Source organism: Devosia soli, assembly GCF_000970455.1.
In the GTDB taxonomy this organism is placed as follows: domain Bacteria; phylum Pseudomonadota; class Alphaproteobacteria; order Rhizobiales; family Devosiaceae; genus Devosia; species Devosia soli.
In genome coordinates, this window is record NZ_LAJG01000014.1 from 776,547 (window position 1) to 800,931 (window position 24,385).

At 61.9% G+C, this 24,385-nt stretch carries 22 protein-coding genes and 1 pseudogene; 8 read left to right on the plus strand and 15 right to left on the minus strand.

What is annotated here, in order from left to right:
• Positions 1–83 precede the first annotated feature (83 nt).
• From VW35_RS07830 to VW35_RS07870, 9 genes are all read right to left on the minus strand, one after another.
• Positions 84–1,178: an ABC transporter ATP-binding protein gene (locus tag VW35_RS07830; protein ID WP_083982515.1), complete on the minus strand. Its 1,095-nt coding sequence runs from the start codon at positions 1,176–1,178 to the stop codon at positions 84–86.
• Positions 1,175–2,212: an ABC transporter ATP-binding protein gene (locus VW35_RS07835; RefSeq protein WP_244465844.1), complete on the minus strand. Its 1,038-nt coding sequence runs from the start codon at positions 2,210–2,212 to the stop codon at positions 1,175–1,177. Before VW35_RS07835 ends, VW35_RS07830 begins: the two co-directional genes overlap by 4 nt.
• On the minus strand, positions 2,184–3,326 hold the full coding sequence (locus VW35_RS07840) for an ABC transporter permease (RefSeq protein WP_083982570.1): 1,143 nt from the start codon (positions 3,324–3,326) through the stop codon (positions 2,184–2,186). Before VW35_RS07840 ends, VW35_RS07835 begins: the two co-directional genes overlap by 29 nt.
• Positions 3,326–4,315: an ABC transporter permease gene (locus VW35_RS07845; protein WP_046142368.1), complete on the minus strand. Its 990-nt coding sequence runs from the start codon at positions 4,313–4,315 to the stop codon at positions 3,326–3,328. The genes VW35_RS07840 and VW35_RS07845 overlap by 1 nt, the downstream gene beginning before the upstream one ends.
• Positions 4,316–4,425: 110 nt before the next feature.
• On the minus strand, positions 4,426–6,327 hold the full coding sequence (locus VW35_RS07850; protein ID WP_046142369.1) for an ABC transporter substrate-binding protein: 1,902 nt from the start codon (positions 6,325–6,327) through the stop codon (positions 4,426–4,428).
• A gap of 83 nt (positions 6,328–6,410) precedes the next feature.
• On the minus strand, positions 6,411–8,234 hold the full coding sequence (locus tag VW35_RS07855; protein WP_152662519.1) for a heparinase II/III domain-containing protein: 1,824 nt from the start codon (positions 8,232–8,234) through the stop codon (positions 6,411–6,413).
• A gap of 429 nt (positions 8,235–8,663) precedes the next feature.
• A complete protein-coding gene (locus VW35_RS07860) occupies positions 8,664–9,668 on the minus strand; it encodes a LacI family DNA-binding transcriptional regulator (RefSeq protein WP_052951576.1) in 1,005 nt (334 codons plus the stop codon).
• 66 nt (positions 9,669–9,734) lie between these two features.
• Positions 9,735–10,709, minus strand: coding sequence for an acetylxylan esterase (locus VW35_RS07865; protein ID WP_046142372.1), 975 nt, complete (start codon positions 10,707–10,709; stop codon positions 9,735–9,737).
• 96 nt (positions 10,710–10,805) lie between these two features.
• On the minus strand, positions 10,806–11,258 hold the full coding sequence (locus VW35_RS07870) for a hypothetical protein (protein ID WP_046142373.1): 453 nt from the start codon (positions 11,256–11,258) through the stop codon (positions 10,806–10,808).
• Between the two features lie 225 nt (positions 11,259–11,483).
• On the opposite strand from VW35_RS07870, the gene VW35_RS07875 reads away from it, so the two are divergent.
• The 6 genes and pseudogenes from VW35_RS07875 (at position 11,484) to VW35_RS07900 (ending at position 17,383) form a co-directional block, all read left to right on the plus strand.
• Positions 11,484–12,968, plus strand: a complete 1,485-nt coding sequence (locus VW35_RS07875) for an ABC transporter substrate-binding protein (protein WP_046142374.1) — start codon at positions 11,484–11,486, stop codon at positions 12,966–12,968.
• Between the two features lie 298 nt (positions 12,969–13,266).
• Positions 13,267–14,198 (plus strand): annotated as a pseudogene (locus VW35_RS07880) (ABC transporter permease).
• The gene (locus tag VW35_RS07885) at positions 14,195–15,040 is read left to right on the plus strand and encodes an ABC transporter permease (protein WP_046142375.1); all 846 of its coding nucleotides are present in this window, start codon (positions 14,195–14,197) and stop codon (positions 15,038–15,040) included. The pseudogene VW35_RS07880 and the gene VW35_RS07885 overlap by 4 nt, the downstream one beginning before the upstream one ends.
• Positions 15,037–15,846, plus strand: coding sequence for an ATP-binding cassette domain-containing protein (locus VW35_RS07890; RefSeq protein ID WP_046142376.1), 810 nt, complete (start codon positions 15,037–15,039; stop codon positions 15,844–15,846). Before VW35_RS07885 ends, VW35_RS07890 begins: the two co-directional genes overlap by 4 nt.
• Positions 15,843–16,604, plus strand: a complete 762-nt coding sequence (locus VW35_RS07895) for an ABC transporter ATP-binding protein (protein WP_046142377.1) — start codon at positions 15,843–15,845, stop codon at positions 16,602–16,604. The genes VW35_RS07890 and VW35_RS07895 overlap by 4 nt, the downstream gene beginning before the upstream one ends.
• Entirely contained in the window at positions 16,601–17,383 is a 783-nt protein-coding gene (locus tag VW35_RS07900; RefSeq protein ID WP_046142378.1) for a DUF1684 domain-containing protein, read from the plus strand. Before VW35_RS07895 ends, VW35_RS07900 begins: the two co-directional genes overlap by 4 nt.
• Before the next feature lie 172 nt (positions 17,384–17,555).
• Here VW35_RS07900 and VW35_RS07905 read toward each other — a convergent pair whose 3' ends face one another.
• Together VW35_RS07905 and VW35_RS07910 are read right to left on the minus strand one after the other, a co-directional pair.
• The gene (locus VW35_RS07905) at positions 17,556–17,807 is read right to left on the minus strand and encodes a GlsB/YeaQ/YmgE family stress response membrane protein (RefSeq protein WP_046142379.1); all 252 of its coding nucleotides are present in this window, start codon (positions 17,805–17,807) and stop codon (positions 17,556–17,558) included.
• Positions 17,808–17,893: 86 nt separating this feature from the next.
• Positions 17,894–18,211: a hypothetical protein gene (locus tag VW35_RS07910; protein WP_046142380.1), complete on the minus strand. Its 318-nt coding sequence runs from the start codon at positions 18,209–18,211 to the stop codon at positions 17,894–17,896.
• 320 nt (positions 18,212–18,531) lie between these two features.
• Between VW35_RS07910 and VW35_RS07915 the strand changes: the two genes are divergently transcribed.
• Positions 18,532–19,296, plus strand: a complete 765-nt coding sequence (locus tag VW35_RS07915) for a sucrase ferredoxin (RefSeq protein ID WP_052951577.1) — start codon at positions 18,532–18,534, stop codon at positions 19,294–19,296.
• A 111-nt stretch (positions 19,297–19,407) separates the two neighbouring features.
• Positions 19,408–20,703, plus strand: coding sequence for a PQQ-dependent sugar dehydrogenase (locus VW35_RS07920; RefSeq protein ID WP_046142612.1), 1,296 nt, complete (start codon positions 19,408–19,410; stop codon positions 20,701–20,703).
• A 66-nt stretch (positions 20,704–20,769) separates the two neighbouring features.
• Here VW35_RS07920 and VW35_RS20525 read toward each other — a convergent pair whose 3' ends face one another.
• The 4 genes from VW35_RS20525 to VW35_RS07940 form a co-directional block, all read right to left on the minus strand.
• The gene (locus VW35_RS20525; protein ID WP_052951578.1) at positions 20,770–21,882 is read right to left on the minus strand and encodes an energy transducer TonB family protein; all 1,113 of its coding nucleotides are present in this window, start codon (positions 21,880–21,882) and stop codon (positions 20,770–20,772) included.
• Positions 21,879–22,328: a TonB system transport protein ExbD gene (gene exbD, locus VW35_RS07930; protein WP_046142381.1), complete on the minus strand. Its 450-nt coding sequence runs from the start codon at positions 22,326–22,328 to the stop codon at positions 21,879–21,881. The genes VW35_RS20525 and exbD overlap by 4 nt, the downstream gene beginning before the upstream one ends.
• 3 nt (positions 22,329–22,331) lie before the next feature.
• Positions 22,332–23,210, minus strand: a complete 879-nt coding sequence (exbB, locus tag VW35_RS07935) for a tonB-system energizer ExbB (protein WP_083982519.1) — start codon at positions 23,208–23,210, stop codon at positions 22,332–22,334.
• A 140-nt stretch (positions 23,211–23,350) separates the two neighbouring features.
• A complete protein-coding gene (locus tag VW35_RS07940; RefSeq protein WP_046142382.1) occupies positions 23,351–24,382 on the minus strand; it encodes a sulfate/molybdate ABC transporter ATP-binding protein in 1,032 nt (343 codons plus the stop codon).
• Between the last annotated feature and the right edge of the window lie 3 nt (positions 24,383–24,385).

Sequence of the window (24,385 nt, forward strand, 5' to 3'; positions counted from 1 at the left end):
TCCGTCATGGACCACCCGGACAAGCCGGGTGGTGACCATCGGGGATGTGTCAGCAATTTTGAGCAAGCCTCTCCCCTCCATCGTCATTGCCCGGCCACCCTCGGACTTGATCCGAGGGCCGGCAATCCACCGGCATCCACCAATGTTGGGGCCGGCACAAACCCCGGCGCGTCATAAGCGCCCTTCAATTCGAGTATTTCGGCAAAGTGGCAGGCGGCCTCCTGGGCCGTCCCACGGATCGGCCGCAGCACGGGCTTTTCCGTCCGGCACCTGTCCTCGGCATATTTGCAGCGTGTGTGAAACGGGCACCCCTTGGGCCGATTGCCGAGATACGGGATTTCGCCCTTGAGTTCCTTGTTCCGCCCCTTGCGCCGCGTCGGGTCGGCAATCGGCAGGGCCTCGAGCAGCATCTCGGTGTAGGGGTGTCGCGGCCGCTCGAAGAGCATTTCGGTCGGCGCATTCTCGACCACATGGCCAAGATACATCACCACCACCCGGTCAGCGATATAGTTCACCACCCCGAGGTCATGGCTGATGAAAATGTAGGTGAGCCCGAACTCTTCCTTGAGATCATCGAGCAGGTTCAACACCTGCGCCTGGATCGACACATCGAGCGCCGACACCGCCTCGTCGGCGATCACCAGTTTCGGATCGAGCACCAGCGCCCGGGCGATGCCGATACGCTGCCGCTGCCCACCGGAAAAGGCATGCGGATAACGACCCACCGCATCGGCCGGAATGCCGACCTTGGCGAGCGTCGAAATCACCCGATCCTCAAGCTCCCGCCCCTTGCAGATCTTGTGCACCCGCAGTGGCTCGGCGACGATGTCGAACACCCGCATATTGGGGTTCAGCGAACTCATCGGGTCCTGGAAGATCATGCGGATATCGCGCCGATAGGGCTTGATCGCCTTCTTGTCGAGCGAGGTCAGCTCAACCTTCTCCCCACCAGCCTTATGATAATAAACATGCCCGTCGCTCACCGGCTGCGCCTTGATGATGCAGCGCCCAAGCGTGGTCTTGCCGCAGCCGCTCTCCCCGACGATGGCCAGCGTTTCGCCAGCCTCCACCGTCAGATTGATATCGTTGAGCGCCACCAATTCGCGCCCTTCCTTGAAGAGGCCGCCCCCTAGGGTAAAAACCTTGGACAGATGTTCGACGGAAAGCAGCGTCGTCATGCGAGCGCCTCCTCTTTCGTATGCGTGAGGAGATGGCACCGCGCGACATGACCCTCGCTCACCGGCGTCCGTTCGGGCCGGATGGTGGGGCAAGGCGCGAACGCATGCGGGCAGCGACTGGTGAACGCGCAACCCACCGGCCGGTCCTTTGGCGATGGCACCGTGCCTTTGATCGGGGTCAGCCGCGTCCGCTCCGATTTCCGCTGCAACCGCGGCACCGAACTCATCAGCGCCTGGGTGTAAGGATGCTTCGGCGCCTTGAAGACCTCGAAGACATCCCCCTGCTCCACCACATCGCCCAGATACATCACCGCGATGTCGTCGGCGACCTCCGCCACCACCCCAAGGTCATGGGTGATGAACAGCATCGCCATGCCGAAATCGTCCTGCAACTGCCGAAGGAGATCGAGAATCTGTGCCTGCGTCGTCACATCGAGCGCCGTCGTCGGCTCGTCTGCGATAAGAAGTTTTGGCGTACAGGCGAGCGCCATGGCGATCATCGCGCGCTGCCTGAGACCACCCGACAACTCAAATGGATAAGCATTCGCCCGCTCGCGCGCACCCGGAATACCTACCTGATCCAGCAGCGAAACCGTCCGCTCGCGCGCCTGCTTCTGCGTCAGCCGCTCATGCAGCACGATGATTTCGTCGATCTGGTTGCCGATCGTATGGACCGGCGACAGCGAGCTCATCGGCTCCTGAAAAATCATCGAAATCTGCGCGCCCCGGATCGCGCGCATGGCGAGGCTATCAGGCTTCAATCGCACGACATCCACCGCCCCGCCCTCGGCCTCATAAACGATCTCGCCAGTCCGAATGTCGGCATTCTTGTCGAGCAGCCGCAAAACCGCCCGCGCCGTCACGGACTTCCCGCAGCCGCTCTCGCCCACAAGAGCGAGCGTCTTGCCAGGCGTGAGCGTGAGATCCACCTGCCGCACGGCCTCGATGTCCGGCTCGTCGGGGGAGGTGAAGACGATGGACATGTCATTGATAGAAAGAAGAGGTTTACCTGCCATGGGGATCAGCGGCGTCACGTAGGCCGTCTCCGAAAAAGTTGAGGGCAAGAATGACGATGACGACGCAGATGCCTGGAGCGAGAAGCCACGGCGCTGTCGCCAGCGTCCGGATATTCTGCGCATCCTGCAGCAGCGTGCCCCAGCTCACGATCGGCGCCTGCAGCCCCAACCCGAGGAACGACAGTGCCGTTTCCGCAAGGATCATTCCCGGGATAGCCAGCGTCGCGGCTGCGATGATGTGGCTCGTAAAACTCGGCACCATATGCCGCGTCACGATGCGCCAGTCGCTCGCCCCATCGAGCTGCGCCGCAGTGACGAAATCCTCGGTGCGCAAGGACAGGAACCGCCCGCGCACCACGCGCGCCAACTCGGTCCACCCGATCAAACTGAGAATGAGGGTAATGGCGAAATAGGTCTGGAGCGCACTCCAATCCTTGGGCATTGCCGCCGCCAGTCCCAGCCACAGCGGAATGGTCGGCATCGAGCGGATAAATTCGACGACGCGCATCACCGCGCTATCGAACCAGCCGCCATAATATCCGGCAAACCCGCCGATCACGATGCCGAAGAAGAGGCTCATGGTCACGCCGACCAGCCCGATCGAGAGCGAGATGCGGGTGCCGTGGATGACCCGGCTCAGCATATCGCGCCCCAACCGATCGGCACCAAGGATGTAGAATGGGTCGCGCGGGTTCTCGAGCCCCATCAGCTTGACCGACATGGGAATGATGCCAGCGAGCATGTATGGCTTGCTCTCGGCAAAGAACCGCACGGGAATGCGCGTTTCTTCGTCGATCACGAAGGTCCGCCGCAGCGCCACCGGGTCGATCTCGGTCTTGTACCCATTTACATAGGGCCCGAATTCCCAGCCGCCGTCCTCGTTGACCGCAAAGAAATGGATCCCCTGCGGCGGCGCATAAGTATAGCGGGCGCTGTAGGCCCCGGGATCGGTCGGTGCCAAAAACTCGGCGAGCAGCGTCACGAGGTAAAAAATCACCACGACCCAAAGGCTCACCAGCGCCAGCTTGTGCCGCTTGAAGCGGCGCCACATCAGCCCCAACTGGCTCTCGCGCCGGGCGCGGGCCTTGGGCAGATCGGCATGAATGGTCGGCTGTATCGTATCCACGGCCATCATTTGCCCCCGTAACGAATGCGCGGATCGATCAGCGCAAGGAGAATGTCGGAAATCACAGTGCCGATGACAGTGAGCACGCTGAGGAGCAGAATGATCGCACCCGCGAGATACATGTCCTGCGTCGTCAGCGAGCGCAGCAGCATCGGCCCGGCCGTCGGCAGGTTGAGCACCACCGACACGATCACCGATCCCGAAACCAGCGCCGGCAAGAGCCAGCCGATGGTCGACACCAGCGGGTTCATCGCCAGCCGCACCGGATATTTGAGGATCACCCGCCATTCCGGCAGTCCCTTGGCCCGCGCGGTCACGACATAAGGTTTCTTCAGTTCATCGAGCAGATTCGCCCGCAAAATGCGGATTAGCTCCGCCGTTCCCGCCATCGACAGAACCAGGATCGGCGCCCAGGCGTGGCTCAAGAAATCCCAGATGCGCGGCAGGCTCCAGCGGGCGTTTTCAAAGCCCGGCGAAAATAGCCCGCCCAGCGTCACCCCGAACCAAGTATAGGCGAGGTACATGAGGATCAGCGCGAAGAAGAAGTTCGGCACGGCAAGCCCGATAAAGCCGCCAACGGTCGCGAGATAATCGCCCAGCGAATATTTCCGCACCGCCGCATAGATGCCGATCGGCAGCGCGATCAGCCACATGGTGATCACCGCCATGCCTTCGAGCAGCATCGAATTGCCGAGGCGCCCCCAGATCAATTCCGTCACCGGCCGTTTCCATTCAAAGCTCTGGCCGAAATTGCCGGTCAGGATGCCGCCGATCCACTTGAAATATTGGACATAAAACGGCTCGCCGAGCCCATACTGCGACCTGAGATTGGCGATAACGCGCGGGTCGACCTGCTCGCCGGTTGACGACAGCGAGGCGATATAGGTCGTCAGATAATCGCCCGGCGGCAATTGGATAATGGCGAATGCCACAATGGAGATAGCGAACAGCGTCAGGATCATGGCGATCAGGCGCCGGATGATGAACTGAACCATGGAAAGGGCCTTCCGCAGCGCTCCGGCGTTGCCGGAGACGAGTGGGGATTAGACCCCTCGCGGCTAGGGAGAACCGCGAGGGGGTGCAGCGGGTTGGAGGACAGCCCCGCTTATTCGAAGTACCAGGTCACCGGATCCATCGGCGCAGGGGTTGGGAACAGCCAGGCATTGAACATGCTCTCGGGCGCGTTCTTGAGGTTGTTCCGGATGATCGAATACGAGTTGGGCATGAGGCTCACGCCGATCACCGGGAACTGCTCCTTGGTGATCGCCAGCACCTGGCGGAACAGCTCGCCGCGCTTGGCAGGGTCCGCCTCGGCCTTTACCTGATCATAAAGCGCCATCTGTTCCTTGGCCCAGTCGATCGGTTCTTCGGCTATTTCAGGCCGCGTGCCGTTGTACCACTGCACCCATTTGTAGGCCCAAACGCTCTCATCGCTGAACGGGAAGTAGTAGCGCGGATCCTGCAGCGCCTCGATGCCGCCGTCACCAGCCCAGATCTGCGCATCATATTCGTTGCCGGGCCGCTTTTCATAGAACAGCGTGCGATCGATATTGTTGAGCTCGAGCTCGATGCCGACAGCCTGGAACTGCAGCTGCATGATTTCGAGAATATCGATCCATTCGGGCCGCAGCGCGGAAATGACGTCGACTGTGATCTTGGCCGGCTCGCCGTTGCTCATCAGGCGAATGCCATCGCCGTTCATTTCCGTGAGACCGGCCGCATCGAGATGCTGCGCGGCCAGCTCAGGGTCGAACTCGGTATATTGCTTGGCCAGCTCCTCGTCATAAAACTCGGATTCCGGGCGAGGCGCGACCTGGAACGGTTCGCCCTGGCCCGTAAAGACCACGTCGATGATTTCCTGCCGGTCGATCGCATGCGAAAGGCCGATGCGGAAATCCTTGTTCTGGTAGAGCTCGCGTTTCACCGGATCGTCGTGGTTCATGTTGAGCTGCAAGACGAGCGTATTGGACGAAGACGGGATCACTTCGCCGAGGTGATAGTCACCCTGCTCCTGCCCATCGAAGAACAGCGGCTTGTTGATGACCGTTGCGATATGACGTTCCTGGAAATCGATCTCGCCATTGAGCGCCAGAAGCGTCAGCTCTTCGATGCTTTCCGAAACACGCATATCGATATTGTCGATATAGGGGAGCTGGTTCCCCTCGCTGTCGGTCTTCCAAAAGTAGGGATTGCGCTTCCAGGTCAACCGCGCCGCATTGGCGTTGAGCGGCTGGTCGATGACCCAGCCATAAAGCACCGGCAGGTCAGGATTGGCAAAACGGATCGTCTCGAAACCCCATGCGCAACGGTCCTGAAGATAGAGCGCCCAGTTGGTGAAGCCCGCCGCCTGCGCATCGGCATCGGCGTTTTCGTTGTATTTGGGGTAGAACTGCCCACAGTATTTCTTCTGCAGTGACGTGATGTGCAGGCCATCGGTCCCGGCAATGGTCTCAAGGAACATGCCATTGGGCTTTTCGAAGGTGAACTTGAAGGTCAGCTCGTCGATGACTTCCAGCGTCATCGGGTTGGTCGTGCTGTCGATCCAGCTGCCCGCGGCATAGTCCGGGTCCTTATAGATCTCAACCGTGAAGGCGATGTCTTCGGTGGTGAAGGGCGTTCCATCCGACCACTTCACGCCATCGCGCAGCTTAAACGTATATTCCTTGGCGTCCGGGCTGACTTCCCAGCTTTCGGCCAGGTTCGGGAGAACGGTCTTCCACTCATGGTCGAAGCGGACGAGCCCTTCATAGGCCACCGTCTTGACGATGATGCCGTTGTCGCCGCCGCCGCGCATGCCCATGCGCCAGGTGCCGCCATATTTGCCGACGCTCTCGCCATCGACCACTAGCGGATTGCTCGGCAGCCGCTCGGCCACTGGCGGCAGTTCGCCGCTCTCCACCGCCGCATCGAGCATGGGCGATTGCTGCTGCGCCCAGACTGGGCCAGCGGCGGCGAGCATGGCCGATATGGCCACCGCGCCCGTCAAACCAAGATAGGTCTTCCTCATACGATCCCTCCCTTTTCCGGCGCTTTGACCGGAGATGATTTCGGCTGCCCCATCCTCCTGGGATCAGCCACAAGAACTCCCGCTCAGGTGAGCGGCGAGATGTCGAGCACGACGCGTCCCTCCCGGCTCCTCTGCCGGGGCGTGAACACGATGCGGGTCAGATCGACCGCTGGCTGATATTGTTTTTCCTGGGTCTTGCGGACATCGAAGGCCACTTCGAGCGCGCCGGCATCAAAGTCGATGCGCACACCTGCCCCCGCCTCGCCGACGTGTAGGGCGTCACCCTCGGCACGCGCCGAAAGCGGCGTCACCAATACGGACTGAAATTCACCTTCGGTGCTCTTGAATGCATAGCGATCCTCAAGCCGAACCGCTCCGCCCGGCACATCGCGTTTCAGCGCTACCGTGCGTTGCAACTGCGCAAGATCAGCCTCAGCCGGATAGGCCGCAGCCATCTCCAGCACCAGCCGATCCTCGGCAGCATTATGCACATGATCGACCACTTCGGCCGCATGCGCTCTGCCCTCGGCCTGCGCATGTCCATTCACCACCGGCACCGAATGCCCCAGCGAAGACGCGAATATGTTCTGGTAGCGATCAGGCCCGAAAAAGGCCTTCGAATAGCGCCCGCGTCCTGGATCGGTCAGCACCACTTTGCCACCCGAAACCACCATGAACGACCCGACATCGTTCTGGTTATGCATCTCATCATTATGCCCGCCCTTGGCGGCCAGCCGCAGCGACTTTAATTCATTGGGATCGAGCCGGCTGATCATCCAGCCCATCTCGTCATACCAATCATGCAGACCCAACCGGGCCGGCTCCGCCTTTGCCAGTGGCCAGGCATATTGCCGAAGCGGCCAGATGAACTGGTTGAACACCGACACGCCAAAGTCATTTTTCATACCGAGGCCCAACAGCCCCGGCAGATCCAACTGCTTGGCCAGCAGCGACAGCAAACCCGGATGAAAACTCGGATTGTGATCCGAGTCCGAAAAGCTCACCCAGACACCTTCGGTCAGCATGGTCCGCAGCGGAAACTGCGCGATATCCCGGATGAAATTGCCTTCCAGCAGGTCGAGCGCCCCGCCCGTCCGCGCATGCAGCAGATGCGCGAGCACGGCATAATTGCCGAACCCATAGGTCCAGTAATCGGGTCCCTCGGACGAGCCACCCTCGCGGTCGAACGTCTCGAGATAATCGGCAAGGCTATGGAGCCCCCGCATCACGATCTCGGCCAGCCGGCCCATATCCGTTTCGAGATAAAGCGCCGCGCCGACCGCCCCGGCGACACAGACCGCCGTCCAGTTATTGACCTGCTTCTGCGGCGTCGAATGCAGCCACCAATGATCGTTCCGATTGAGGAACGGCCCGACCACGCGCCGCTCGATCTCGACCCGCACCCGATCCCGCAGATTGGCTGACAATTGCTCACCAACGAGGTAATCGATCTCGGCCAGATCCAGCGCCGTCATCGCCGCTGCCAGATCGAGCGTCGGATGGTCGAACCGATCCAACGCCCGCGCATGCGCCGGCCAGGCCCAATTGGTCTCTTCGAGCCGCGCCCAAAGCACATTCTCGATGGCGGCGGCAAATCTACCTTCGCCCGTCAACCACTCGGCCAGGACGAGTCGATAGAGCATGCTTCGACGCGCCCGCTGCGCATCCTCATAGCCCTCGCGGCGGCCGGTCTCGGCAAATTCGTGATAAAGCCGCGCCGGAAGCGCCGGCACGTCGGCAACAGCATCCGCCTCCGCCTCAGTCACCAAGTGAGCCAGAACATCGGCACCCAGCTGGTCCTTCAGCACCAGCCATTCCGCCGAACCTGTAAGCGGAAACGGCGCAAACTCGGGCGCGTTTTCCAGCACCTCTCGAACCTGCCGTACATTCCACCGCCGAAGATCCACCAATTCCCCCTCACGTCGCGCTCAACGCTAACGGAATGCTACCCCTTTTTGGGGAAGCCGCTGCCTGAACATACGCAAACCTATGCACAATATTGCGCAAACTCAAGCTTTTTGCGCAATTCATGCAAGTTTCGCAATTTTGTGGGAATTGCGTCGAGAATGGAAAAGGATAGGACGTTTTAGAGCCAAACGAACCGGACGCTTTTCAACATAGGAGGAAAAAATGTTGACCTGATGGTGAGGAAAAGGACCTCAACCTCGTCCCTCGCGGCGAGCTAAGCGCAGTCGCTGAAAAGCAGAATGCCCACCCATCGTCACCACCGGGCTTGACCCGGTGGTCAATGCGAAGGCGGGTTGGATTGCCGGGACAAGCCCGGCAATGGCGACGCCGGGATCAAATGGCGTCATTCTGGCAATGGATACTCACGCTCACCCCAGGGGATGCACCGTCTCGCCCTCGACCAGCGTCAGGCCAACCTCAAGGTGCTGCACCGCCCGCTCACCCTCGAGCTGCTGTGCCAAAAGCCGGATCACCCCACGCCCGATCGCCTCGCGATCGACCCGTACCGTGCTCAGCCGCGGATTGGCCATTCCGGCAATCGGCAGGTCATCAAAACCCATCATGGAAAACGTCTTGGGCATGGGCGAATCCTGCCCCAGCAGCGCGTCTACCATCGAGACGGCCACCCCATCATTCCAGCAGAACACGGCCGTTACATCGTATTTGCCGGCAAGCAGGTTTGCGAGCAGTTCGCTGCTCGAATGCTCGTTGGAGATGACAATGGTCGCTTCGGCGTCAGGCACAGCCGCCATGGCTGCTTCGAAGCCTCGGCGGCGCTGCATGATGGTGTGGCGATGCCGATATGTGTAGTGCAGGATCCGGCGATGTCCGGCATCGAGCAGGTGTTTGGTCGCCATGTACGCGCCGAAGAAGTTGGCTGGCGACACCGAACTCAGCCGCATCGTCGGGTCGACGCCATTGGCGAGAACCAGACTGATATCGGCGTCGATCACCCACTGCGTCAGCGCCTCGTCCGGATCGATCCCCGCCAGAACGAGTCCGTTCGCGCCGGTCTTGGCCATATGCCGCTGGATAAAATCCAGCGTCACGGTCTCCTCGTTGACGAGCCGCACATCGAGCACGATGCCCTGCTCCGCTGCCTGGGCCCGCATGCCCTCGACGATGCCATGATAAAAGCTCGTCAGATTGCCCATAGCGCCGTTGAGCGGCACCATGGCGACGGCGCGCTTGTCGAGGCTCGCCACCGCCGGCACATGCTTGCTCTTGTACCCGATCATCCGAGCGACGCGTTGCACGTCCCGCCGCACCGCGTCGCTGATACCGATTTCATTGGCCAACGCCCGCGACACGGTCGACACGGATACGCCGAGCTTTTCGGCGATATCGGCTTGGTTCGCGCGCTTGCTGGCCATTAAAAGACCCTCCTCACTCAACTACGCAATATTTGCGTTTCTTGAGTAAAGCAAGTTTTTCTCATTTCAGGCCATTCCGAACCGTTTTCCGAGCCATTTCATCTGCTCGCGATCCTGGAATGGCCCACCACCTTCGTGGTTGTTAAACTCATATTCCACAATGGTTTTATCGCTGCCGGCAAAGGCCTGATAGGCGCCGTAGACTGTCGACGGCGGACAGATATCGTCCATCAGCGCTACCGAGAACAAAGCAGCCGCATTGCTCTGCCGCGCGAAGTTGACACCATCGAAATAGCGCAGCGTTTCAAAGACTTGAGCAGACTTATCCCTGTGCTGAGCTAGGAAGCGTACAATCTCCAAATAAGGATCGCGTCCCGCAGTCCGCACCGCACGGGGGTAATCGCAAAGGAACGGAACATCCGGCATGACGGCCTTCACCCTTCTATCGATGCCCGCGACGGCCAGCGCAATGCCGCCACCCTGGCTGCCACCGCAAACCGCGACGCGTTCGGCGTCGACGAAATCCTGGTCGAGCAGCATGTCGACGGCGCGCACGCCATCGGTGAACAGGCGACGATAATAGTAGTCGTTCTTGTCGAGCACGCCCTTAGTCATGACGCCCGGGATCGACGGCGTCGTACCAACCGGGTCGGACGTCGCGCCCATGCTCCATCCGCTGCCCTGCCCTCTCGTATCCATGCGGAAATAGGCGTAGCCCGAAGCCGCCCAATGCAGCAGTTCGTGGGGAAAGCTGCGCCCACCGCCATAGCCGATGAACTGCACGACGAGCGGCAACTTGCCCTCACGCGCCTTGGGTAACAGCAACCAACCCTTGACCGGCTGCCCGTCGAACCCCGGAAAGGTCACATCAAAGGCCTCAATCAGTTTGAGGCTCGTTTCAGCCGGCACCATCTCGACCTTGCCGCCCGCCGCACGCGATTGGGCCAGCGTGTCCGACCAGAAACTGGCAAAATCGCCAGGCATTTCAACGCTGCTGCGATAGGCGCCGAGCGCGGGATGAGTGAGATCTGGAAAGGGCACGGTGCAAAATCCTGGTATGGAAGTTTGCCCCAACCTGCACCCACGGCGGTCAAAAGACCAGCTGTCGCCACGATTTCACACAGCTAAGCGAAGACGCTAAGCGCCGTAGCGCGCAATGGTAAGTCGATGAAACTGCAGGTTTTTGGCGTTCGGCCATAGGAGCGGATCATCAGCCAAAAACAACTCTGCCCCTGGCTTCACCGCATCTTCTAATTCAGCCGGTAACTCACCCGACTGGGCGACCAGCACCGTGCCGTCCTCTGCGACGCTCACCACGCCAGTCGAAAAAAGTTGCGCGATCCGCGATTCGAGCACCAGCACGTTGCCGATCTCCAATTCGCCGCCGAATTCACGCGGATGGATCAGCACCACCTCGAGCTTTTCAAGCAGATTCTTATCTTGGGGATCGAAGCCCAAGCCACTGATTGCGCAGCGATATCCGTAGCTCTGCAAAGCGAAGCGATAGAAGGCGACGCGCATGTCGGTCGCGGCATCGAACCGCGCCATGGGCTGTTCCCCAAAACCGCGCTGGTCGTCTTCTTCGATCATCACTGCCCCGACAAAACAGTGCAATCTTAGGGAGATTTTACAATAGTGGAAACCCTGAGCGCAGCTGTCGTGACGCCTAAGTGAAATGGCGTTTTGTTTCGCACCGTTCCGAGAGTAGAAAATACCTCATCGACGGAACCCTCGGCACAAGATTGTCGACTGCGCAGATAGAGATATTTCGGGCCACGCCCTAATCTGCCCGCCAGCCCTTTTTCGGAGCGTCTCATGACCACCAAAACCCTCCTCGTCGCCGCTCTTTTGGCTGGCGTCACCCTGCCCGCCGCAGCCTTTGCGCAGGAATACAATGCCGATGCCACCATTCGCATCGGCTCGCTCTACGAGCCCCAGAACCTCGACAACACCGCCGGCGCCGGCCAGGGCATCAACGAAGCTTTTAATGGCAATGTCTACGAAGCCCTGTTCGAGCTGACCGATGCCGGCTCCGTCGAACCCAAGCTCGTCGACAGCTATGAAACGAGCGAAGACGGCCTGACCTACACCTTCAAGCTCAAGCCCGGCGTCACCTTCCATTCCGGCGATCCGCTGACCGCAGCCGATGTGAAATATTCCATCGAGCGCGTCACCGCCGAGGCTTCGAAGAGCTCGCGCAAGAAGAGCCTTTCGACCATCACCGGCATCGAAACGCCCGACGACCAGACGGTCGTGATCACCCTCTCGGCGCGCTCGATCTCGCTGCCCTACAATCTCTCCTATGTTTGGATCGTCAACGACGCCGCTACCGATATCACCGCCACCGAAGACGGCACCGGCCCCTATACGCTCGGCGAATGGCGCCGCGGTTCGGCCCTCGCGCTCGAGCGCAACGACGCCTATTGGGGCGATGCCCCGACCAATGGCGAAGTGATCTACACCTATTTCACCGACGCCACCGCGCTCAATAACGCGCTGCTCACCAACGCCGTCGACATCATCACCTCGGTCCAGAGCCCGGATTCGCTTGCCCAGTTCCAGGGCAATTCGGCCTACACGGTCACCGAAGGCGCCTCCACAACCAAGGAAATCCTGGCTTACAACGACCGCGTCGCCCCCTTCGACAACGTTAAGGTCCGCAAGGCGCTCGCGCGCGCTACCGATAAGGCCCGCCTCCTCAACTCCATCTGGGGCGAATATGGCACACTGATCGGCTCCTTCGTGCCGCCGACCGACCCATGGTATGTCGATCTCACCAGCGTCGATGCCTACGACGTCGAAAGCGCCAAGGCCCTCCTTGCCGAAGCCGGCTATCCCGATGGCTTTGAATTCACCCTCGACACCCCGGACTACGATCCCCATCCGATCGTCGCGCAGTTCCTGCAGTCCGAATATGCCAAGATCGGCGTCAAGGTGAATATCAACATCATCACCGCCAATGAATGGTACACCAAGGTCTACCAGGCCCACGATTTCCAGGCGACTCTGCAGGAACACGTCAACCACCGCGACATCGTCTTCTACGGCAACCCGGACTTCTACTGGGGCTACAACAACCCCGACGTCGTCAAGCTGATCGCTGACTCCGAATCCGCCGCCACCGAAGCCGAACAGACCGAAAAACTGACCGAAGCCAACAAGCTGATTGCTGAAGACGCGGCCAGCAACTGGCTCTACCTCTACCCCCAGATCGTCGTCTCCGCCGCCAACGTCACCGGCTACCCCGTCAACGGCCTGAACTCTCAGTTCTTCGCCTACGACATTCAGAAGGCTGAGTGATTTCTCACCCACAGGTTGTCACCCAGGCGAAAGCCGGGGCCCATCCTGAGATCTCAAGATGGATACCCGCCTGCGCGGGGATGACACCGAGTGTATGGTAAGCGACGCAGCCGAGACAAACTCGAAAAATCCCTCCCCCTCCCAGGGGGAGGCTAGGTGGGGGTCACTCACCATTCCCATCAAACACTTCCCACCGGCCCAACAGCCGGTGGCTTTGCTTTCCCGCCCCCGCTAATATTGCGCCCGATACCGCGCAAGGAATCTCCCCATTCTCGTCTACCTCCTCCGCCGCACGCTGATCCTTCTCGCTTCGCTCTTCGTCGCAGCGGTGGTTCTCTTCGTGCTCCTGCGCCTTCTTCCCGGCGATCCCGCCAATGCCCTTCTCGGCGTCGGCGCCACCGAGCAGCAGATCGCCGCCGCGCGCGCCCAGGTCGGCTCCGATCAGCCTCTCGCCGTGCAATTCGTCAGCTTCCTTGGCAATATCGCCCGGCTCGATCTCGGCACCTCCTTTGTCAGCCGTGCCTCGGTGCTGGAAGAAATCGGCAACCGCATGTCGGTCACCCTGCCGCTGACTTTCCTGGGCTTCTTGATCGCGCTGATCCTCGCCGTCCCCTTGGGCATCCTCGCCGCCGTCCGCTCCGAAAAATGGTACGGGACGGCCATCTCGGTCATCTCTCAGCTCGGCATCGCCATCCCCGTCTTCTGGGTGGGCATCCTGCTGGTCACACTCTTTTCCATCAATTTGCGCTGGCTCCCCTCCGGCGGCTTCCCCCTCAAGGGCTGGGCCAATTTCGACGAAGCCATCACCGGCATGATCTTGCCCGCCCTCACCATCGGCCTCGTCATGGGCGCCTCGCTCCTCCGTTATGTCCGCGCCGCGACGCTCGACGTGCTCGGCAGCGATACCTGCGCACCGCCCGCGCCCTCGGTGCCAGTTTCCCCGAAGCGCTGATCCGCCATGGCCTCCGCAACGGCGCTGTGCCGGTGATTTCCATTCTCGGCATCGAACTCGCCAGCACCTTCCTCGGCGCCGTTGTCATCGAGCGCGTTTTCTCGCTGCCAGGCCTCGGCTCCATGCTGCTCCTCGCCATCCAGCAGCGCGATTATCCCAATGTGCAGGGCGTCCTTTTCATCTCGACGCTCCTTGTCCTCCTCATAGGCTTTGCCGCCGACATCGCCCAGCGCCTGATCGATCCGCGCCTCCGCTCAACCGGGAGCGCCCGCGCATGACAACCGAAATCGTCGCCGCCCCCCAGCGCCAGCGTCGCCCGCTCATCCTCTGGGCCGGCCTTATTCTCGTCGGACTCCACGTCTTCGCCGGCCTCCTGAGCCTCGTCTGGCTGCCCTATGACCCGACCGCCATGGCCGGCGGTCGTCTCGAAGGCCCTAGCTTTCTCCACTGGGTTGGCACCGATAGGCTCGGCCGCGATCTCTTCACCCAGATGATGATCGGCAGCCGCATCGCCCTCACCGTCGGCCTCGGCGCCGTCGCAATTGGCGCCGCCATCGGCGTCACCCTCGGCATTCTGGCCGCCTTCGCCACGCGCTGGCTCGACGACGCCCTCGCCGCCACGCTCGATATCCTCATCGCCTTCCCGACGCTCCTCATCGCCATGCTGGTCGTTGCCGCCAGCGACACAGCCAATCTATGGTCGGCTATCATCGCGCTTGGCATCGCGCTCTCAGCCATCGTCGCGCGCCTTACCCGCATTCTCGCCAAGCGCGTGCTGGTGATGGACTACATCACCGCCGCCCGGACCTCGGGCAGTAGCTGGCCGAAAATCGTCGCCATCCATATTCTCCCCAATATCTGGCCGACCCTCGCGGTCAATTTCGCCCTGCAATTCGGCCTCGCCGTCATTGCCGAAGCGTCTCTCTCCTATCTCGGCCTTGGCGCGCCGCCGCCCAACGCCTCCTGGGGCCGCATCCTGCAAGAGGCACAGGGCACGGTCTATACCGCCCCCCTCGGCGCCATCGCCCCCGGCATAGCCCTTGTCTCCCTCGCCATCGGCGTCAATCTCCTCGCCGACGGCCTCCGCGACGCCATCGACCCCACGAGGCGCTCCCGGTGACCTCTCTCCTCACGCTCAAAAATCTTTCCGTCTCGACCGGCGGCAAAACGCTGATCCACGGCCTCTCCTTCTCCCTCGAAAAGGGCGAGCGACTTGGCCTCATCGGCGAATCGGGCTCCGGTAAGTCCCTTACCGCCCTCGCCGCCACCGGCCTCCTCCCCGCCGGCCTCCGCGCCAGCGGCTCCGCCATCCTTGCCGGGACCGAGGTCATCGGCGCCCCCGAGCGCCAGCTCAACACGCTCCGCGGCACCGCCGCCGCCATCGTTTTCCAGGAACCGCTGACCGCGCTCGACCCACTCATGCGCGTCGGCAAACAGGTCGCCGAACCCCTCGCCCGCCGCGCCAAGCGCGACGGCCAGCCGCTCCATAGCGAAGCCCTCGATCAAGCCGTCCTCGCGCTTCTCACCGAAGTCGCCCTGCCCGATCCGCCGCGCATCGCCCGCGCTTATCCCCACGAACTTTCGGGCGGCCAGCGCCAGCGCATCGCCATCGCCATGGCCCTCGCCTGCAAGCCAGACCTCTTGATTGCCGACGAGCCCACCACCGCACTCGACGTGACCACCCAGGCCGAAATCCTCGCGCTGATCGACCGCCTCGTGCGTGAGCGCAACATGGCGCTCCTCTTCATCAGCCACGACCTCCCCGTCGTCGCCAACACCGTCAGCCGCGTCGTCGTCCTCCGCCAGGGCGAGGCCGTCGAAGCGGGCAGCGTCGCCAACGTTTTCGGCAATCCACAGCACGATTACACCAAAAGCCTTCTGGCCGCCGCGCGCAGTTTCGATCGGGCCTTGGAGGGCACGCCATGACCCTCATCCAGGTCCAGAACGTCGATTTCGGCTATAGCGCCAATCGACAAATCCTGAGCGACATCAACCTCGATATCGCCCCCGGCGACACCGTTGGCCTCGTCGGCGAAAGCGGCTCGGGCAAGACCACGCTCCTCCGCCTCCTCCTCGGCCTCGCCCGCCCGGATCGCGGCAGCATCACCTTTGATGGCCAAACCCTCGACACCGGCAACCGCGCCTTTATGCGCCAATTCCGGCGCCAGGCGCAGATCGTCTTCCAGGATCCCTATTCTTCCCTCGATCCGCGCCAAACCATCTTTTCGATCATCGCCGAGCCGCTCCGCTCTCTGAAGATCGACGGCGACCACCGCCAGATGGTCGCAGACGCCCTGGAAGCCGTTGGCCTCGATCGCGACGCCGCCACCCGCTATTCGCATCAGTTCTCGGGCGGCCAGCGCCAGCGCATTGCCATCGCCCGCGCCATCGTCGCCCGTCCGCGCTTTCTCCTCGCCGATGAAGCGGTCAGCGCACTTGATCTCACCACACGCACTCGCATCGTCGATCTCCTCGCCCGTCTCAGCGCCGAGATGACCCTGCTTTTCGTTTCCCACGATATCGGCGTCGTCGCAGCCCTCTGCCGCCGCATCGTCATCATCGAAAAAGGCCGGATCGTCGAACACGGCGAGACCGCCGAAATCCTTAAGAACCCTCAGCACCCCTATACGCAGCGTCTGCTTGCCAGTGTGCCGCGCCTCACCGTCAACGAGATTTCATCATGACCGACTACGCAACCGAATATGCCGAGTGGCAGGCAAAGCGCCTCGCCGCCCTCAAAGCCCCGAACGGCTGGCTCAACATCATCGCCCGCGTCTGGCTCGCCGAAGGCACCGTCGCCGTCGGCAGCGCCGCCGACAATGACATCATCCTCTCGTCCGGCCCCTCGCATATCGGCAGCCTCACGCAGGACGCCGATGGCCAGGTGACTTACACGCCCGAAGACGGCGCCCCGCAGGTTCTCGAACTCTCCAAATACAATCCGCCCCGCTTCACCGCTGGCAATCTCCTCCTTGAGGTAACAACCCTCAACGGCGAAAACGCCCTCCGCGTCCGCGACACCACGTCGGACGCCCCAGAAAAGCTGCAGCCGCTCGAATACTTTCCGCTCGACCCTACCTGGCGCATCGTCGCCGATTGGGTAGAGCTCGAAACCGCCAAGGGCCTGACCATCGACACCTCCAAGTCGATCCCCACCGATGTCGAAGCAACCCACAAAGCCGTCTTCACCCGCGATGGCGTCACATATGAACTGCTCGCCACCCATGGCACGCCGGAAGCGCCCCAATTCGTCATTCGCGACCAGACGTCCAAGGATTCGACCTACGCCGCCTGCCGCTTCGTCTTCGGCGAAGACGTGACGGACAAGACTATCGTCCTCGACTTCAACAAGGCGATAAATCCGCCCTGCGCCTTCACCGAGCACGCCGTCTGCCCCCTGCCGCCCGCCGAAAACGTCCTCCCCATCCGCATCGAGGCCGGCGAAAAGCGGCTGCACGACTAACCCCTGGTAGCCTCCCCCTGGTAGGGAGAGGGATCTGCGGTGGCTCGCGGGCAACGCAACAAACTCGATACGCCCCCCCTATCAGGGAGAGGTTGGGTGGGGTTCGAGATGGCACAGGTAACAAAAAAAGGCCGGCATCCCTGCCGACCTTTCCAAAAACTTTCTCGCGGTTCTAGCGCCTTATCGCGCGCACCAAGGCAATAAGAATACACGCACCGACGAGCCCCGCGATCAGGTAGCCAATCCAGCCACCGAACGAGATGCCGATGATCCCGAAGAGGAAACTGGCGATCGCCGCGCCGACGATGCCGAGCACGATGTTTAGAAAAAGTCCGGTATTGGTCTTCATGATGTTGGATGCGATCCAACCTGCCAAACCGCCGATGATGATGGCTGCAATCCAGCCGATACCTGCGTCACCCATATCGTAAACCCCACTGTTTGGATCGCCCCGACCCGAGGCGCCTGATTAAACGCCTTGTGAACAAAACGGTTGCGCGCAAGCGACAGTCAGAAGTCGAAGATCCAGGCCCCGCCGGCTTCGGTGAACCGGCCCATGCTGGGTGCCGACCAGCCTCGATCGATCGAATAAAGACGCACGCGGCAGGTCACGACACCATTGGGGTGCTTGGCGCAGCCAGTGGCTTCGAGCCGGACGCGGTCGCGCCGAATAGTGACATCGCGCTGCAGGATGCGGCCATTCCCGAGCATGGCGTCGATGGCCTGGGTCACAGTTGGGCCGCCGGTAATCAGGGGCGGCTCTTCTGAGCTGCATCCGAGCAGCGTAAAAAAGCCAAGCACAGCGACAACTTGCAGTGTCCGCATCATGGAACCCTCCCCGCTCCATAAGGCTAGCCTAGCCAAGAGCGGTAAATTCCGCGTTTCGCAGGCTATGCGCAGCTTGACGGATCGGAATGGCTTGAAGGCGCCCCCCGCCTTTGCTAGTCAAAAGCGGATGTTCTTAGTCATATTAAAAAACGGCCAGATCGGTTCTCCCAGGCTGCGTCATGCATCAACATACCTTTTGTAGCGCGCTGTGCCTTGAGCGCGGCGAACCTCTGGCAGGCCTGGGGAATGCGCCAAAACGTGCTCTGCTGCTGGCATGGCCACGCGGAAAATGGCGAACGCCGAAATGGGAATCGATTGGCATGTCGCCGGCACTGACCGACGCGCTGGGCGCGGCCAATGACGCTGACATCCATGTTGCGCTGGTCGATAAAGTCGAAGCACCCAGAAGCTTGCCGACGCTCCACGCCATGCCGGAAAATGTTTCCTCCCGCTTCGACAGCGACGAGGAGCTGGTGGCGGCGGTTCGATCCTATACTCGTGGCGAGATGTTTGCGGGCGCGCAGGAAACACGCACGACAATCCTTTGCTGCACCGATAGCCGCCGCGACGCCTGCTGCGCCCGTCATGGATTTGCGACCTACAAGGCGCTTGTCGCTGCGGCCGATCCGGAGCGGATCAACGTCGTGCAGGCCACTCATATCGGCGGCTGCCGGTTCGCCGCATCGCTGATGGTCTTGCCTTCACGCCAGCGCTACGGGCGGATGAGGCCGGATGACGCGGTTCCCTTTCTCGATGCAATTGGAAACGGCGAGATTTACTTGGAAGCATATCGCGGTCGCGCCGACGCGCCCGAAGCGGCACAGGTGGCTGAGCTGGCAGCCATGCGATGGGCCGTCGATCATGGCTTGCCAACGACATCCCCGATCCTCGAAGCCAAGCCAAGGACTGCGAATTCGGTCGACCAGCTATGGGTGGAGGCGACATTGCCCGGCGCGGTTCTCAGTATTCGCCTTCGCGCTCAGGATTTCTTTGTCCAGGGCAATTGCGACATCGCTTCCCGTGGCGAGGGCAAGATCACCCCACGCTGGGTGCTCGATGATATCGAGGCGACATCCGCCTCTTAAATTGTCTCGCAGCAAATTGGATTTGAGCCGGGATTAGGTCTTTCCCGCGTCGGTCGCCGTGCTAATAAGATGGCCCGCGTCGGTTCCATACATGTCATTCGAGATGCTGCGATGAGCAATTCCATTTTCGCCCAGGTCGTTGCCGCCATTGGTGGTGTCGCCGTAGCGCTCCGTCACGGTGGCGAGAGCAAGCCACCCGTCTATGGCGCAGCGCCCAAGATCCCGGAGGCGAAGGCCCAGGGGGCCATCCCGACGCTGAAAATGCCGACGGCAAAAGGCTGGGAAGGCGATCACAAGCCGACCGCTGCCGCAGGCCTCAAGGTCAACGCCTTCGCCAAAGGGCTCGATCACCCGCGCCAGGTTTATGTGCTGCCCAATGGGGATGTGCTTGTCGCCGAATCCATGGGTGAATCGGGAAAGCCAAGTTCGCTTTTCGATCACGCCATGTCGGTGACGATGGAACGCGCCCGCGCTTCAGGCACGAGCCCCAATCGCGTCACCCTGCTGCGCGACGCCGACGGCGACGGCGTTGCCGAAGTGCGCCACGCTTACATCGAAAACGTCCGCCAGCCCTATGGCATGGTCCTCATCGGGTCAACGCTCTATGTCGGCGCCAGCGATGCGCTGCTAGCCTACCCCTACGATCCCGCTGCGACGAAGATCACGACGCCCGGCAAGAAGCTCATGGAGCTCGTGCCGGGCGGCCACTGGACGCGCAACCTCATCGCCAGCAAAGACGGTACTAAGATTTATGTCGCCGTCGGCTCGCTCAGCAATATCGGGGATGCCGGGATGAAGGCTGAAGAAAACCGCGCCTGCATCCACGAGTATGACATCGCCACCGGCACCTCGCGGATTTATGGCGCCGGCCTCCGCAATCCCGTCGGCATGGCCTGGGAGCCGACGACGCAAACGCTCTATACCGTCGTCAACGAGCGCGATGGCCTGGGCGATGAAACGCCGCCCGACTACCTCACCTCAGTCCGCGACGGCGGCTTTTATGGCTGGCCCTATTCCTATTGGGGCGTCGTCGATGATCGCGTGCCGCAGAGCCCGGCGCACCCCGCCTCGAAGCAGGACCACCCCGACTTCGCCCTCGGCGGCCACACTGCCTCGCTGGGCCTTGCCTGGATTCCTGAAGGCACCCTGCCCGGCTTCCCCGCCGGCATGGCCATCGGCCAGCATGGCTCCTGGAACCGCAGCAAGCTTTCCGGCTACAAGCTGACCTTCGTCGGCTTCGAAAACGGCAAGCCCACCGGCCTGCCGCGCGACATCCTCACAGGCTTTCTCTCCGCCGACGAGAAATACTCCTACGGTCGCCCTGTCGGCGTCGCGGTAGCCGCCGACAAATCCATCCTCATGGCCGACGACGTCGGCGACGTCATCTGGCGCGTCACCGGTGCCTGATCGACCCATCTCTGCGCAACTCTTCCAACCTCGGCTCTGCCGGGGTTGGCTGGTTCACTAAAGCCGCTAGCGATTGCCGCGATATTCCAGCGGAATGACGATCGGGAATTTTTCCTGCCCAGCCGGCGGCGCCGGCACCGGTGAACTGGCCCAGGCAAGGTCGGTCGCGGCCTGATCGAGCACTGGAAATCCGCTCGATTGCGCAATGCTGACCGATTGCACCCGCCCGCTGGCATCGATGCGGAACTGCAGCAACACGACGCCACCTTGACCGCGCCGGCCTTCATTGGGGTTGCGCTGCCGTCGGGCAAGATGGCGCAACACGCTCTGCTGCCAGCTCTGGATTTGCGATGCGCTCGGCTCCGCCGAAACAGCCTGCTGCGGCGCTGCGACCTGCTCTGCCTTCTCGGCCGCCGGTTTCGGCGCTGCCGCAACGTTCGCCGCTGACGGCGGCGGCGCCGTTTTCCGCGGTGGCGGCGTAAACGTCGTCGGCGGCGTTTCGGCGCGAATGTCGGCAATCCGCTGCGGCATCGACACAGGCATCGGCAGGTTCGGGTCAACCGGCTCAGGCTCAGGCTCGACCGCCTCGACAACCGGCTCCTCGGCCGGCTCAGCTTCAGTCGGCACTTCGGCCTGCCGTTCGATCACCACCGCCGGTTCCGGAACGTCCACTTCGGGCACTTCGATCACTGGCTCTGTCGCCTCGACAGGCGCCGGCTCTGGTTCAGGCGTTGTTTCAATCGCAGCCGGACGCGCAACTGGCTTGGGCTGCGGTTCCGCCACTGGCGGCGGCTCCTCAGTCACTGGCGGTGTCTGTTCGACCTCCGTCGGCGGCTCTTCCGCGGGCCGTTCCTCGGCCACCGGATCTTCCTCTGGCTCTGCCTCGGCGTCCGGCTCTGCCTCAGTCTCGGGCATCGCCTCCGAAGCCGCCGACGGTGCACCCTCGGCAATGTCGAGCTCTTCCTCGGCCGGCGAGGTCACGAACTCAGCAAATTCTACCGTTATCGCTCCAGCCGGCTCACCCGCTGGTTCCGCCTGCGGCACGAACCGTTGATAGGCCCAGACGCCAGAGCCAATCCCGGACAGCACGATCACGCTCGCCGTCACCCATAGCGCCAGTTCGCCCCGCGTGGTGCGCAAAAAATCTTCGGGACTAAAACTGTCGCCGATCCGCGTCATTGCGCGGCCGCGGGCGCCGCGACGCCATTGGCGCTTTCCAGACCCACCAGCGCGATGCGCACATAGCCCGCCTCGCGCAAGAGGTTCATCATCGCCATTAGCTCGCCATATGCGACCTCTTGGTCAGCTCGCAAAAAAACGCGCGTCTCGCGATCACCCTCGGTCACCGCATCGAGCTGGGCCTGCAACGCCTCGCGCGCCACCACATCATTGTCGACGGCCAGCGACAAGTCGCCCTTGAGCGTCACGAACAGTGGCTCATCCGGCCGCGGCGCCGGCGTCGCGTTCGACACCGGCAGGTCGACATTGACATCGACCGTCGCCAAGGGCGCCGCCACCATGAAGATGATCAGTAGCACCAGCATGACGTCGATAAAGGGCGTTACATTGATCTCGTGATTGATCTCGAGATCGTCGCCGCCGCCGTCCTTGATCCGCCCAGCCATGGCCTATTCCGCCGCCCTAGCGGTCGAACCATTGGAATTAAGCGCCACGCGGTCGAGATCACGGCTCACGAGCCGCTCGATCCCCGCCGACACATCGGTGAGCAACTGGCGATAGCCCGTCACCGAGCGCGCAAAGGCATTGTAGATCACCACGGCCGGTATAGCCGCGACGAGCCCAAACGCGGTCGCCAGCAGCGCCTCGGCGATGCCCGGCGCCACGACAGCAAGGTTGGTCGTCTGCGTCTCGGCGATGCCGACAAAGGCATTCATGATGCCCCAGACTGTGCCAAAAAGTCCCACGAACGGCCCCACGGAACCGACTGACGCCAAAACCCCGAGGCTACGCGAAATCCGGCGCCCCGCAGCAACCTCGATCCGGTTGAGCCGTGAGGAGACACGTTCCTTGATGCCGCTCGGATCGACATGCCCGATCAGGTCTTGAGATGCCGCCATTTCCTCGGTTGCTGCCTGAACCAGCGCCGCTCCAAGTCCGCGCCTGCCCGCCATGGTCGTCGCAGCGGTTTCGAGACTTTCGGCCTTGAGCACGTCGCGAAGAGCCCGGTTGGCCCTAGCGCGCGCACCGGACAATTGCAGGCTTTTGGCAACCCAGATGATCAGCGTGACGACCGAAGCGGACAAAAGCCCGATCATCACGGCTTTGACGACATAGTCAGCCGCCAGAAACATCCCCCAAGGCGAAAGATCATGTCCGGCAAAGCCTGTCTCAACCATGGGCAGGTCGACCTCGGTCGCAGGCGCATCAAAAGGAACCGCCGGCGGCGTCACGTCCTCTTGGGCGACTGCCGGAAAAAAGGACGCAGACACGGTGACGAAGGCGAAGAGCGCGAGCGCCTGGCCCTTGTTGAGCAGAAATTCAGTCATCCGGCTTCGTTCCCTGGCAGGAGCACCCTACTGCCGCCGGCGTCGGAAAACTATCACCGCGGCAGCATCGCATATGCACGATGCCGCCTGACTAATAAAGATGACGAAAGAAGTCAACAAATCAACTGACTCGCTGGACGTCAACGGTCGGGAAAGAGAGTCCAGCGCCGGGGCCTGAAAACGATCTGGCTTCGCTCGGCTGCCGGATGATCGAAAGGCAGATCGATTTCCACCCGATGCGCCCCGCCAATGTCGAGCTCCACTCGCCGCGTCCCACCTACGCGCCGGCTGGTGACCACGTGACCGCTCAGGGCTGCGTCGCTTTCAATCAGCTCGATGTCGTGCGGGCGGAAATAAAGCTGGGCCGAACCGTTCGGCTCGGATGTCGACACCCCGATCGATCGTCCCTCGAGCCGAATGTCGCCGTTTTCGATCGTCACCGGCAAGGCGCTCGATTCGCCGATAAAGCCGAAGACGAACGGCGATTGCGGCGTGTCATAGACCGTGTCCGGCGTGCCGACCTGCTCGATCTTGCCCTGGCTCATGACGCAGAGGCGATCGGCCAATTCCAGGGCCTCTTCTTGGTCGTGCGTCACAAACACTGTCGTGTGGCCCGTGCGATCATGGATTTCGCGCAGCCATTTGCGCAGCTCGCGCCGCACCTGTGCATCAAGCGCGCCAAAGGGTTCGTCGAGCAAAAGCACGCGTGGCTCGATGGCCAAGGCCCGGGCGAGAGCAACGCGCTGCCGCTGGCCGCCCGAAAGCTGGCTCGGATAGCGCTTTTCAAGGCCGGAAAGCTGCACGAGATCGAGCAGTTCACGAGCCCGGCGGCGGATCTCCGCCTTGGGCGGGCGCGTTGCCCGCGGCCGCACCTCGAGCCCGAACGAGACGTTCTCCAAAATTGTCATGTGCCGGAACAGTGCGTAATGCTGGAAGACGAAGCCGATATTGCGCTCCTGCACGGTCTTTTCCGAGGCATCTTCGTTGCCAAAGAAAATCTTGCCCGCCGTCGGCCGCTCGAGCCCGGCGATGAGGCGCAAGAGCGTGGTCTTGCCCGATCCCGATGGACCGAGAAGCGCGATGAGTTCGCCCGAGGCGATATCGAGCGACACATCGTGCAGCGCCGGAAACCGGTCGAATTCCTTGCGGACGTTTTGAACGCGTACTTCCATTTA